The sequence below is a fragment of the Gottfriedia sp. NPDC057991 genome, assembly GCF_042886615.1.
Taxonomy (GTDB): domain Bacteria; phylum Bacillota; class Bacilli; order Bacillales; family Bacillaceae_G; genus Gottfriedia.
The window spans coordinates 835,560-847,499 of sequence record NZ_JBHVQN010000002.1 but is presented as its reverse complement, the minus strand read 5'-3'; the positions used below and the strand labels follow the sequence as shown (position 1 = coordinate 847,499).

13 protein-coding genes are annotated in these 11,940 nt (G+C 31.9%); 4 read left to right on the top strand and 9 right to left on the bottom strand.

Annotated elements, in window-relative coordinates:
* Window positions 1-196: 196 nt before the first annotated feature.
* On the bottom strand, window positions 197-1,084 hold the full coding sequence (locus tag ACFVR2_RS11510) for a leucine-rich repeat domain-containing protein (protein WP_387361713.1): 888 nt from the start codon (window positions 1,082-1,084) through the stop codon (window positions 197-199).
* Between the two features lie 269 nt (window positions 1,085-1,353).
* On the opposite strand from ACFVR2_RS11510, the gene ACFVR2_RS11505 reads away from it, so the two are divergent.
* Window positions 1,354-1,602, top strand: coding sequence for a hypothetical protein (locus ACFVR2_RS11505; protein ID WP_387361711.1), 249 nt, complete (start codon window positions 1,354-1,356; stop codon window positions 1,600-1,602).
* A gap of 147 nt (window positions 1,603-1,749) precedes the next feature.
* On the opposite strand, the gene ACFVR2_RS11500 is transcribed toward ACFVR2_RS11505, so the two are convergent.
* Together ACFVR2_RS11500 and ACFVR2_RS11495 are read right to left on the bottom strand one after the other, a co-directional pair.
* The gene (locus ACFVR2_RS11500) at window positions 1,750-2,175 is read right to left on the bottom strand and encodes a DUF7878 domain-containing protein (protein WP_387361709.1); all 426 of its coding nucleotides are present in this window, start codon (window positions 2,173-2,175) and stop codon (window positions 1,750-1,752) included.
* A 70-nt stretch (window positions 2,176-2,245) separates the two neighbouring features.
* Window positions 2,246-2,587: an Imm32 family immunity protein gene (locus ACFVR2_RS11495; RefSeq protein ID WP_387361707.1), complete on the bottom strand. Its 342-nt coding sequence runs from the start codon at window positions 2,585-2,587 to the stop codon at window positions 2,246-2,248.
* Window positions 2,588-3,094: 507 nt separating this feature from the next.
* Here ACFVR2_RS11495 and ACFVR2_RS11490 point away from each other — a divergent pair.
* Complete coding sequence (locus tag ACFVR2_RS11490; protein WP_387361705.1) at window positions 3,095-3,547, top strand: DUF3888 domain-containing protein; 453 nt, start codon at window positions 3,095-3,097, stop codon at window positions 3,545-3,547.
* Window positions 3,548-4,128: 581 nt separating this feature from the next.
* On the opposite strand, the gene hisC is transcribed toward ACFVR2_RS11490, so the two are convergent.
* From hisC to ACFVR2_RS11460, 6 genes are all read right to left on the bottom strand, one after another.
* A complete protein-coding gene (hisC, locus tag ACFVR2_RS11485) occupies window positions 4,129-5,211 on the bottom strand; it encodes a histidinol-phosphate transaminase (RefSeq protein WP_387361703.1) in 1,083 nt (360 codons plus the stop codon).
* A 174-nt stretch (window positions 5,212-5,385) separates the two neighbouring features.
* Window positions 5,386-6,537 (bottom strand): homogentisate 1,2-dioxygenase, encoded by a 1,152-nt coding sequence (locus tag ACFVR2_RS11480; RefSeq protein ID WP_387361701.1) that lies wholly within the window; start codon window positions 6,535-6,537, stop codon window positions 5,386-5,388.
* A gap of 10 nt (window positions 6,538-6,547) precedes the next feature.
* A complete protein-coding gene (locus ACFVR2_RS11475; RefSeq protein WP_387361699.1) occupies window positions 6,548-7,444 on the bottom strand; it encodes a fumarylacetoacetate hydrolase family protein in 897 nt (298 codons plus the stop codon).
* 4 nt (window positions 7,445-7,448) lie between these two features.
* Window positions 7,449-8,060: a flavin reductase family protein gene (locus ACFVR2_RS11470; RefSeq protein WP_387361697.1), complete on the bottom strand. Its 612-nt coding sequence runs from the start codon at window positions 8,058-8,060 to the stop codon at window positions 7,449-7,451.
* 12 nt (window positions 8,061-8,072) lie between these two features.
* The gene (gene hppD, locus ACFVR2_RS11465; RefSeq protein ID WP_387361695.1) at window positions 8,073-9,188 is read right to left on the bottom strand and encodes a 4-hydroxyphenylpyruvate dioxygenase; all 1,116 of its coding nucleotides are present in this window, start codon (window positions 9,186-9,188) and stop codon (window positions 8,073-8,075) included.
* 327 nt (window positions 9,189-9,515) lie between these two features.
* Window positions 9,516-9,842, bottom strand: a complete 327-nt coding sequence (locus tag ACFVR2_RS11460; RefSeq protein WP_387361693.1) for a winged helix-turn-helix transcriptional regulator — start codon at window positions 9,840-9,842, stop codon at window positions 9,516-9,518.
* A gap of 336 nt (window positions 9,843-10,178) precedes the next feature.
* Here ACFVR2_RS11460 and ACFVR2_RS11455 point away from each other — a divergent pair, with 336 nt between their 5' ends.
* Complete coding sequence (locus ACFVR2_RS11455) at window positions 10,179-10,715, top strand: flavodoxin family protein (RefSeq protein ID WP_387361691.1); 537 nt, start codon at window positions 10,179-10,181, stop codon at window positions 10,713-10,715.
* A gap of 23 nt (window positions 10,716-10,738) precedes the next feature.
* A complete protein-coding gene (locus tag ACFVR2_RS11450) occupies window positions 10,739-11,896 on the top strand; it encodes an iron-containing alcohol dehydrogenase (protein ID WP_387361689.1) in 1,158 nt (385 codons plus the stop codon).
* The last annotated feature ends 44 nt before the right edge of the window (window positions 11,897-11,940 follow it).

Here is an 11,940-nt window from a genome sequence, read left to right as displayed (position 1 = left end):
CGATATAATCCTTCAATTCCGAAAGGAACTGTCTAGCCTTTACTAGAGTAATGTGACCATTCTCCATTTAAACTAGAAACATTTCGCACAACTAAACTGCCATTTTGTTCAATAAAAAAAGACCACCGAAGCAGCCAATCGTTGTTCAACTAAAGCATTGTGTTAGTTGCATAAGAAACCCATGATTATTACCATTTTACTTCACCATATTTACCCAGTTATCAAAGTCATCCCACTTATGCGAATAATGTTTTTTATTATCGAAGTAAACGTAATTAATATGGAAACACGGGGTAATATCACCATTTAATATAATTGTATCTGGGAACACAAAATGCTTTAAATTATATAATTCTTTTACAAAATCAATTGAAGGTATTTCGCCACATTTATCAAACATTAAAACTTCTAGTGCTTCCATATATTTTAACGAGTCAAAGTCTTTAATATGTTTACATGAGCTTATCTCTAGTCGTTTTAATTTTGCACCTAATTCTGTTAGATCTCTTATAGTTTCTAATGTTCTTATATAACTTAATTCTAATTCCTTTAGATTTTTAAGATTTTCAATCCCTTTTAGAGAATGTATTTTAGCTTGTCTAATGATCAAGTTTTCTAATTGGCATAGATTTGCAAATTCTGTTAAGTCGCATTCTTTCGGGGCATATTTCCAGATACAAAGCTCTTTCAAGTTCTTAAGTGAATGCATTCCCTTAATTTTTTTACTCCAGGTCAAATATAAAACTTCTAATGATGTAAATGACTCTGCCTCTAAATCTATTGTATTTTTCCCATCAATAATAGTTGTTTCACTTAATGACAAACTCCTAATTTTCTTCAAGTAATTTAAACCTGATAAGTCTTTTATAAATTGGCAATCTAAAGTTATTTCTTGTACATTTGTACACTCTTTTAAGAAACTTATATTATCTTCTTCATATAGATCTCTCACGATTACTTTAGTTTTAGGATGGAGGTTAATGTATTCAATACACTCTGTTAAATGTTTAGACGTAATAAATATAAATTCTTCTTGATCTTCATTTATTGCAATTTTTATATTATTAATTTTTTTATATTTCATGAACTTCTCCATGTTCCTATTAAATTTATAATTACTATGTATCAATAACTCTAATTTTATCATATCCTTGTTCAACTAATCTGCCATTTAATTTCACAAAAAAAATCGACTATATAGCCGATCATGTTGTTCAACTAAAGCATGCATTAGTTGAATAAGGATCGACTGCTTCGGCGGTCTTTTTTTTTGAATAAAAGGTGAAATTCCCCCAAATTAAAAAAATCGTTAAGCTGATATAATTAAAATAAAAACCAAAGGAAGTCTTTTGTATGAACAAAAAAATAAGAAATTTTGTTATTTATTTAATACTAGTTTTAATATTTATTGGAAGTTGTAAATTTGCTACAAATTATTACGTTGTTCGTACTCACATTGAACCTTTATCTAAGAATGCTTCATTATTAACATTATTATTTATGAGTTTTTTCTTACTTGGACTTATCATGGGGATTTTGCTAAAGATTATTGAACGCAAATTTGGTACTAAAAATATACCAACGGAGAGTCAAAAAGCATAAAACCTACTTATTCAACTACTATGGGAGTACGATATAAACTTCCATTCACTGTTGTGAATCTGAGGATTCATGGATGGCTAACGCATGCTTTAATTGCATAAGCATTTGTACTTTAAATTCAGTTAAAGTTACATATTAATAGATAAATCAATCTATAAATTTATCCAATGTAACTATATAATTTATTTCAAGGAGTTCCTTATTTAATTCTTTTATAAAATCTTTTACTGCCTTTACCAATGAGTTTGTTTCAATGTATTCATCCGATTCAAAAATTTGCCAAATTGAATAAATGAACCAGTATTCATCAGCTGTATATTTAAAATTAATAATTGCCTCATTATGATCAATTGTCTCGTAGTCCATATTTTCTCTAAGTCCACTTTGAATCTTTTGAATCCATTTACCCAATTGGATCCCAAACTCTGCGAGATTGATGTACGGTTCATCGAAAAAAACATTTCCATTAAGATAAATTTTTAAAACACCTTCTATATATCCTTCTTTATATGCAGTATATGCGAGTCCAATAGGTATCTCAGTATTCAAAATAAACGAGAATTTTATCTCCATAAACAACCCTCAAACTTTCCTTATAACATTTAAAGATGTAACTAAAGCATCAGTTAGTTAACAAAAAATCTTACTGTGTATATTCATTGAAGGAGTCATAATCTCCACAACTCACTATTAATTCGCAACTTTCAGGATGAAGCATTATCCCCATTGATTGAACTACATTTCCTTTACTAATTGGGTCAATATGAAAGTGTTTACCATCTTTATAATTATGTGCTAAACGTATTAACTCAGTACCTAATCCAATTAAAGCATTTTTACTTAGGGAAATCATTACTCTACAATCATTTGTGATATTATTTCCGTTACTATCAAGAACTGTTACTTCGGCAATATTGTTTCCTTCTATTTCAAACACTTCTTCTTCATCAAAATCGTTTGCCAAATTAATATTATAAACCGTCATATCAAACACCTTACCCATACATATTTTTGTATAATTTTACCACATCTTATTCAACTAAACTGCCATTTAGTTTCATAAAAAAAATCGACTATACAGCCGATCATGTTGTTCAACTAAAGCATCAGTTAGTTGCATTAGGATTTGTCCTTTTTAAGGAACCAATTAAAAATAAGAATTACCTCACTAATCAATAATCCAATGCCCATACATTTAAATAGATAGATATTATCATTATTAAAAGATATTTCCTTATTAAGCACTAAGGCTAATAACAGACCTAATAATCCACCAGCTAAAATAAATAAATAGAGTTTACTTCTTTTTAGTAAGTAGGTTTGCATATCGTTCTAAACCTCCCTCTTAATTATTTTATTCGATGGCACTTAATAATTATCCTTTTATTACGCAATTAATTACCATTTAGTTAGAACATCTTAATGAAATAAAGCAAGCGTTAGTTGTATAACTCTTGTTTTTTTATCAAAAATACCTTTAAGGAGGAATTTGATGAAAAAATTTTGGGTTTTACCTATTTTGATGATTTATTTAAATTGTAGTACATTATCCGTCAGGGCAGAAATACGTCATAAACACGATTCACAGGGTATGGAACAGGTTTTAGACAATTTTATGTTGGAACAATTCAATGATGAAATTGTACAAGCACTAAAAGAATTTTATAAAAACGATTCAATAAGCTATGTATACAATTGGTGGGATAAAAACTATGACGTTGTAGAGATAGAAGGTTTTAGACCAAATAGGAACTTAAGTCATTCTTATATAGTTAGATTTACAGTTTTAACTTATGAAAATAAGGAAAAAGGAAAGCGACTTGGGCAAGATACAGTAACTTTTGGAGTGTCTCCTCTTCTGTTTAATAAGGAAATGAATAAAAGAAACTTAGCTGCCTCAAAGGTTAAGTTTTTATCAATTAAGCACTCCAAACCTTCAAAATAAAATACCATTTAAAAAAAGGATCTATCGTAAAGAAAAAGATCCTTTTTTGTTTCTTACTATGCAACTAACGCACGCGTTAGTTATATAAGTGGGTAATTCTTAAGAATTTTATTAAATGTAAACCAATAAATTGTCATTTATATAATAAAGCAAAAAATAAAGTAGAATAACAGCAAATAATCCTTTAAAAATCCTTTTTAAAATTGGTTTCTCAATAATTTTTAGTAAAAAGAAAAAAAATATAACCACTAATATACTAACTTGAAAAAAATCCATAATTCCATTATTTAATAAACGTAAAAAAGTAGATGTATTCATTGTTTAAATCCTTTATCTTGTATTTTTTATATCTCCTTTGTACACTTGCTAACATTATCATAAAATGACACATTTTCCCCGCGTAAATAGTCCTATTTAAAGATTTCTTATTCAACTAAACTGCCATTTAGTTGTATAAAAACCAATAATATTCTTTAACACCCCACTTTAATAAAGCTTCACTTCTTCACATAACCTACATTTCCGTTATCTAATGAAAAAACAAAAAATCGTCATTTTAAAAATGACGATTTTCCAATTTATTAGATTGTAGAAGTATTTTTCGTTAATGCTGGTTTCAAATGTAAGATTAACCCTTCATTTTCAGCAGCAGTTCCGATTGTAATTCGGATTCCATTAGGGAAAGCACGGATAATGTATCCTTTTGATTCTAGATCCTTAAAGATTTCTTGGCTGTTTTCAAGTGGCACAAATATAAAGTTAGCTTGAGATGGATAGTATTCGATACCATAGCTGTTGAAAAACTCTTCGTATTGATCCATGCCTTTTTTATTTTGTTCAACACAGTTTTTAATAAAGACTTGGTCTTCAAGTGCTGCTATTGCTGCTACTTGAGATAGCATTGAAGTGTTAAATGGGAGTCTAGCAATATTTAATTCTTGGATTAATTTGCTATTTGCGATACCATAGCCGATTCGGAATGATGCTAGGCCGTATGCTTTTGAAAATGTTCTTAAAACGATTAGATTTTCAAATTTATTTAGTAATGAGATTGTATCAGGGAAATCTGATGCTGATACATATTCAACATAAGCTTCGTCAACAACTACAAAAGTAGTGCTTGGTACTTTTTCTAAAAACTCGACTAATTTGCGGCTTCCAATATATGTACCTGTTGGGTTATTTGGATTACAAATCCAAACAATTTTAGTATTCGCATCTACTTGTGCAAGCATAGAATCTAAATCGTGTACACCTTTAACTAAAGGAACAGGTCTAACTTCAGCACCTTCTATAACTGCGTGATGAGCATATTGTGAAAAAGTTTGAGATGCTTGTACAATATTATGTTCTTTCGTTAGCAATGCTCGACTAATCATTTGAATAACTTCGTCAGCACCACTTCCGAATATTAATTGATCTGGCTGTATATTTAAGAAATTAGCTAGTTTCTTACTTATTTCTTCTGTCGCTCCATCTGGATAAATCGCAAACTTACTTACTACATTACGTAGTTCTTCAAAAACTTTAGGAGAACATCCGAATGGGTTTTCATTTGATGCAAGTTTTACTACTTTGTCTAGACCATATTCACGCATGACTACTTCACTTGGCTTTCCTGGTGTGTATGCTTGAAGAGTCAAAATTTGTGGTTTCACGTACATGCTTATTTCTCCTTTTATTCAAAGTTTTGTATAATGTTGTCAGTTTATCATATTATTAAGCTGTTAATCTAGTCCTATTTTCAAGAATATTTCAAATTATCTAGTTCCATATTGCCTGCGTTATTTTGAAAATAGCTTGTTTCAAATTCAAATAAAAAGTAGAATCATAAGACTCTACTTTTCAAGCCAACTACCCATATAAGCCGGATCTTCATATTGATGTGCTTCTTTTACTACGTAAAGTGGGCTAAATGTATCAATCATAACTGCTAGTTCTAATGTTTCTTTCTTTCCAATACTACCTTCAGTTTTACCTGGATGTGGTCCATGTGGAATACCTGATGGATGTAAAGTAATAGACTCTTGTTCGATTCCTTTTCGACTCATAAAGTTTCCTTCTACATAGTAAAGGACTTCATCACTGTTTACATTACTGTGTACATAAGGTGCCGGAATTGCTTCAGGATGATAATCATACATTCTTGGGACAAATGAGCACACTACAAAATTATGTCCTTCGAATGTTTGATGTACTGGTGGTGGCTGATGAATTCTTCCTGTAATCGGTTCGAAATCTTCAATATTAAATGCCCATGGATATAAATACCCATCCCATCCTACTACATCAAATGGATGATGAGTTAAGACATGTTTATAAAGGTTTCCTCTTGCTCTAGTTAAAACAGTAAATTCACCTTTTTCATCATATGTCTCTAACGTTTCTGGTCCTCTAAAATCACGTTCGCAAAATGGGCTATGTTCAAGCATTTGGCCATATTCATTTCGATAACGTCTTGGAGTTGTTAATTGGCTATTAGACTCAACAATTAAAAACTTCGTATCATCATTTGGAACTACTTTGTAAATTGTTCCAATAGGGATCATGATATAATCCCCTTTACGGTAAGTAATTGTTCCAAACATTGTTTGGATTTCTCCTGAACCGTAATGGACAAAGAACATTTCATCGCCTTCACCATTTCGATAAAAATGCTTGCTTTCTTCTGTTACGTTTGCAACTGCAATTAATAGATCAGAGTTACCTAACACGTATACTCTTCCTTCTAAAGCATCACCTGTACGCTCTAAATTGTTTGTACGAATATGGCGGTGTTGTAAAGATGTCTGTTCTTCAAATTCGATTTGAAGTGATTTATAAAATGATGTTTCACTAACTGAAGTAGGCATATGGTTATGATATAAAATAGATTGAGTGCCTGAAAATCCTTTTGTACCCATTACTTGCTCTCTGTATAATGACCCATCTTCTTTTCGAAATTGAATATGTCTTTTCTTTGGAATCTTACCTAGACTACGATAATACACAAGCTTCCCCTCACTTTCTTACAGTATTTCTTAAAGTACCTAAACCTGTAATGCTTAACTCCACGACGTCTCCATCTTCTAACCAGCGATGTATTTCTTCACCAAGTTCTAAAATACAACCTGTTCCAACAGTTCCTGAGCCAATCACATCACCTGGATATAGCGTTACATTTTTTGATGCATGAGAAATTAATTCTGGCACGGAATAATAAATAGTAGAAAAATTGCCATTAGAAATGACTTTTCCATTAACTGCAGCTGTCATCTTCAAATCATAGCTTTTACCTGTTCTAAATTTCTCAATTTCATCTTTTGTTACAATGCAAGGTCCTAAGGAAGTTGCAAAATCCTTACCTTTTGATGGACCTAAGCCAACCTTTACTTCATGTGCTTGAATATCTCTAGCACTCCAATCATTCAAAATTGTATAGCCAATAATATAATCATCGGCTTCTTCAACTGGAATATCTCTACCTTCTTTACCGATAATACAAGCGATTTCTAATTCAAAATCCATCTTTTTGCAATTAGTTGGAATGCTTACATGATCTTCAGGTCCAATAACCGCTCGATGATTCGTAAAATAGAAAACTGGTACATCATACCACTCAGGTATCATTTCTAGACCTCTTCTGCCACGAGCAGTTTTCACATGCTCCTCAAAGGCATAAAAATCACGGATACTTTGTGGTTTTGGTAATGGTGCTCGCAATTGAACAGAAGAAAGTGGAATACCTTCTCCTGATATTTCTGCTATTTCATTTTTATATAAATCATAGTTTTCTAGAATCGTTAGTAAATCTGCTGGAATTCGGCCATTACTAGCTTTATTAAGGTCAATTACTTGATCTTCAACTAATAAACCTGCACGCTCATTACCATCATATTGAAAAGTTATAAATTTCATACCTTCACCTTTTTCTTTCAATTGCAAAAGTATCAGAAATAGCACGTGTGTAAGAATGTCCAGCAAGGCGGCCAACTGGATTTAGCTTTTCACTATTGATTTTGCCATCTGCATATAATTCATCATTTATATGAACATTAACGACTTTACCAATTACTAAACTTCCAGCACCCTTGTTCTCACCAAAATGTAGTAGCTCATGAAGCTCACATTCTAGCCCTACTAAACTTTCTTTTACTCGAGGAACTTGTACAGTTGTCCCATCGACTTTCGTAAGACCAACTTGTTCAAATTCATCTACTCCATACGGAAAATCTGTAGCAGCATTATTAACTTGTTCGCAAATTTCTTCACTTACGATATTAATAATGAATCGTTTCGTCAGTTCAATATTTTTTAATGTGTCTTTTTTCTCGCCGTCTGTACCTCTAATCATTGGTGCAAAGCACACTAACATCGGGTCAGCACAAATCGCTGTAAAGAAACTAAAAGGTGCAACATTCGCTACACCTTCTGAGTTTACAGTTGAAACAAAAGCAATCGGACGAGGCAACACTGAACCAATTAACAGTTTATAAGCATCTTGCCATGGTAAAGTATCCGGTCTAATTTCCATTGTTACAACTCCTTATAGATTTCCTCGAAGTTCTTGCTCACGCTCGATTGATTCGAATAATGCTTTAAAGTTACCATCACCGAAACCTCTAGCACCTTTACGTTGAATAATTTCAATAAATAAAGTTGGACGGTCAACGATTGGACGAGTGAAGATTTGTAATAAATACCCTTCGTCATCACGATCAACTAAAATCTTTAATTCTCTTAATTTCTCAATATCTTCATCAATTTTTCCAACGCGCTCTGTTAACATATCATAATACGTATCTGGTGTTTTTAAGAATTCCACACCTAGAGCTCTAAGCTTAGTAACTGTATCAACGATATCTTCAGTTAATAAAGCAATATGTTGTACGCCTGGTCCATTGTTATAGTCTAAGTACTCTTGAATTTGTGATTTCTTTTTACCTTCAGCTGGTTCATTAATTGGGAATTTAATTCTGCTTCCATTTGTCATAACTTTTGACATTAATGCAGAATACTCGGTGCTAATATCGTCATCGTCAAAATGGATCATTGATTGGAATCCCATTACGTTTTCATAATAAGAAACCCACTCTTCCATTCTTTCAACGTTACCAACTACATGGTCTAATGCGATTAAACCTGTTTCATTTACTGGAATTGTGAAAGCACGATCTTTATATCCTGGTAAGAAAGGACCATTGTAATCGCCTTTTTCGATTAATGTGTGAATTGTATCACCATAAGTACCGATTACAGCTTTTTTAACTGTACCATATTCATCGCTAACTTCAGTTGGAGGTAAAATTTTAATCGCTCCACGGCTTACTGCACCTTGATATGCTGCTTCAATATCATCAACTAATAAAGCGATATCTTTAACACCATCGCCATGTTTTTTAATGAAGTCAGCAATTTTAGAATCTTCTTTTAAAGTTCCAGTAATAACTAGGCGAATCGTACCATTTTTTAATACGTAAGAAACTTTATCACGTACTTTTGTTTCTAAACCAGAATATGCTACTGGTGTAAATCCAAAAGTGTTTGCGAAGAAATAAGCTGTTTGTTTCGCGTTCCCTACATATAGTTCTAAATGATGTACATCTGATACTGGAAAAACATCATAGTTAGTATTTGTTTGTTTTAATTCATCTTGTTTCATTTTAATTTCCCCCTATAAATTACGATTTTTGTAAAGAAAAGAAAAAACTATGTAAGAGCGTTAAGTAAACGCTTACAAAACAAATAAACCGCATAAAAAAAATTCTTAACAAGGATGACAATTCGCCAAGAATACCATTTAGAAATATATGGGAATTTCCCTAACGAACACACAACCTTTACTACTATATTAATGTAATGATCGTTTTATGAATCGATTTTACATTTATATAGTAGTCTCTAAATAAATATTTCTACACTTCTTTTAAAATTCCTTCAAAAAATTTTCAATTAAATAAATTTTTTGTCGTTTCTTAATTTTATAACTTTAATATTCATTCGAATTACTTTTCTTTATATGATTTCCACCCCATGCACATAAGAGATCCAAAATTGGTTTCATTGATTTACCGTATTCATTTAATTCGTATTCCACTTTAGGTGGAATTTGATCATAAGCAATACGATTAATTAGTCCATCCGCTTCTAACTCTCTTAATTGCTGTGTTAACATTTTTTGAGTTATTTTAGGCATCAGTTTTCTAAGCTCATTCGTTCTTTTTTTACCAGTTTCTAAATGGCAAAGAATGATACATTTCCACTTACCACCTATTACCTCAATCGCTGCTTCAATCGGCATATTATATTCTTTCATATATCCTCCATCATTGCTAATTACTATTTAATTAAAATTAAGCTTATTTTACTCAACTTTTTTAGTACAAATGAAAACTACAAAATCACCATTTTTTGCGGATATTCGAACTATTGTCCTATCAATGATTTTGCAGTCAACAGTAAAGGTTCATAAAATATAGCATACAAATAATTTATAGTTCAAATATTTATCAGTTATAAAAAACCAAACTTAGTCCTATAGACTTAGATTTTCCAAAAAGTTTTATAGGCACTTTTTAGTACGTACTTTATTTCAGGATCGTAATCACTCATAATTAAAATCATAATTTATTCAAAAAGGAGTGGAAACAGTATGTTTATCATTCATGGTAGTTCAAGGGAAAACGGGAATACTGAGCAGCTAACAAATCTCATTACAAAAGATGTTGCCAAGACGGAAGTGCATTTACGTCATAAAAATATTAAGGCGATTAACGACCAAAGACACGAGCCAAATGGCTTTCAACCAATCGATGATGATTACGAGGAAATTATTCAAGAAATGCTACAACATGATACGATTATTTTTTCAACACCTTTATATTGGTATGGTATGAGTGGATATATGAAAAACTTTATTGATCGTTGGTCTCAAAGTCTTCGTAATAAAGATCTTCAATTCGCTGAAAAAATTAAAAACAAAAAAATGTATGTCGTAATTGTAGGTGGCGATCAGCCAAAAATTAAAGCACTTCCATTAATTTTGCAATTTAAACATATCTTCGAATTTGTTGGTGCAACATTTGAAGGGCATATTATTGGCGTAGGAAATTCACCTGGAGCAATATTGGAAGATCAATTAGCCATTCAACAAGCCGAATTGCTAAATACAACACTAAAAAATAAGTAAGTACAACTAGAAGGAGCAAGACTTTGATTCCATTTTTACAACATAACCCAACTAAATTATGGTTTGGGAAAAATCAAATTGAACAATTAGCAAATGAAGTACAAGATACTAATCGTATACTGATCGTATATGGTGGCGGCAGTATTAAAAAAAATGGCGTATATGATGACGTAATGAACCAACTAAGTGGAAAAACGATTTTTGAACTTTCTGGCGTTGAACCAAATCCGAGACTAACAACGGTTCAGAAAGGTATTCAAATCTGTAGAGATGAAAAAATTGATTTTATTTTAGCTGTGGGCGGCGGCAGTGTAATCGACTGTGTTAAAGCTATTGCAATTGGCGTTCCATATGAAGGAGATGTGTGGGATCTTATTACAAGAAAATCCCAACCAACAAGTGCAACTCCTTTTGGTACTGTTTTAACTTTAGCTGCAACTGGTTCAGAAATGAACTGCACATCAGTCATATCTAATATGGAAGTAAATGAAAAAAGAGGATGGAGTAATCCACTCGTTTTTCCTAAATTTTCAATATTAGACCCTTCTTATACATTCTCGGTACCAATCGATCAAACAATCTATGGAATTGTTGACATTATGTCACATGCATTAGAGCAATATTTTCACCGTGTTAACAATACACCTATGATTGATCGCTTTATCGAAAGTTTATTAATTACTGTAATCGAAGCTGGTGGAAAGCTTGTTAAGGATTTAGAAAACTATGATTTACGTGAAACAATTATGTACGCTGGAACAACCGCCTTTAATGATACGTTATTAAACGGTACAGATGGCGGCGACTGGGCATCACATCAAATTGAACATGCAGTATCTGCCATTTACGATATTCCACATGGCGGTGGATTAGCAATCCTGTTCCCTAACTGGTTAAGTCACTGTTTAGACTATGATCCAAGCAGAATTAAAATGCTAGCAACAAATGTTTTTGGAATTTCTGAAGAAGGAAAAACAACAAAGCAAGTTGCAGAAGAAGGAATCCAAGCACTAAGAAGTTTTTGGAACTCAATCGGTGCACCAAACCGTTTAGCAGATTATCAAATTGACGACTCACGTTTAGACGAATTAGTAGAAAAATCCTTCGTAAAACCAGTAGTTGGTGGTTACAAAATTTTAGATAAGGAAAGTGCTAGAAATATTTTAGTACGCTCACTTTAATGAATAAAAGAACCTTGCATAATAAAATGTACCCTTTGTAAAGG

Bases quoted from the DNA above. Each gene is read 5' to 3' on its own strand.
- ACFVR2_RS11495 (WP_387361707.1), bottom strand. From the start codon at position 2,587: ATGACGGTTTATAATATTAATTTGGCAAACGATTTTGATGAAGAAGAA.
- ACFVR2_RS11490 (WP_387361705.1), top strand. From the start codon at position 3,095: ATGAAAAAATTTTGGGTTTTACCTATTTTGATGATTTATTTAAATTGT.
- ACFVR2_RS11460 (WP_387361693.1), bottom strand. From the start codon at position 9,842: ATGAAAGAATATAATATGCCGATTGAAGCAGCGATTGAGGTAATAGGT.
- hppD (WP_387361695.1), bottom strand. From the start codon at position 9,188: ATGAAACAAGATGAATTAAAACAAACAAATACTAACTATGATGTTTTT.
- ACFVR2_RS11455 (WP_387361691.1), top strand. From the start codon at position 10,179: ATGTTTATCATTCATGGTAGTTCAAGGGAAAACGGGAATACTGAGCAG.
- ACFVR2_RS11500 (WP_387361709.1), bottom strand. From the start codon at position 2,175: ATGGAGATAAAATTCTCGTTTATTTTGAATACTGAGATACCTATTGGA.
- ACFVR2_RS11505 (WP_387361711.1), top strand. From the start codon at position 1,354: ATGAACAAAAAAATAAGAAATTTTGTTATTTATTTAATACTAGTTTTA.
- hisC (WP_387361703.1), bottom strand. From the start codon at position 5,211: ATGTACGTGAAACCACAAATTTTGACTCTTCAAGCATACACACCAGGA.
- ACFVR2_RS11470 (WP_387361697.1), bottom strand. From the start codon at position 8,060: ATGGAAATTAGACCGGATACTTTACCATGGCAAGATGCTTATAAACTG.
- ACFVR2_RS11475 (WP_387361699.1), bottom strand. From the start codon at position 7,444: ATGAAATTTATAACTTTTCAATATGATGGTAATGAGCGTGCAGGTTTA.
- ACFVR2_RS11510 (WP_387361713.1), bottom strand. From the start codon at position 1,084: ATGAAATATAAAAAAATTAATAATATAAAAATTGCAATAAATGAAGAT.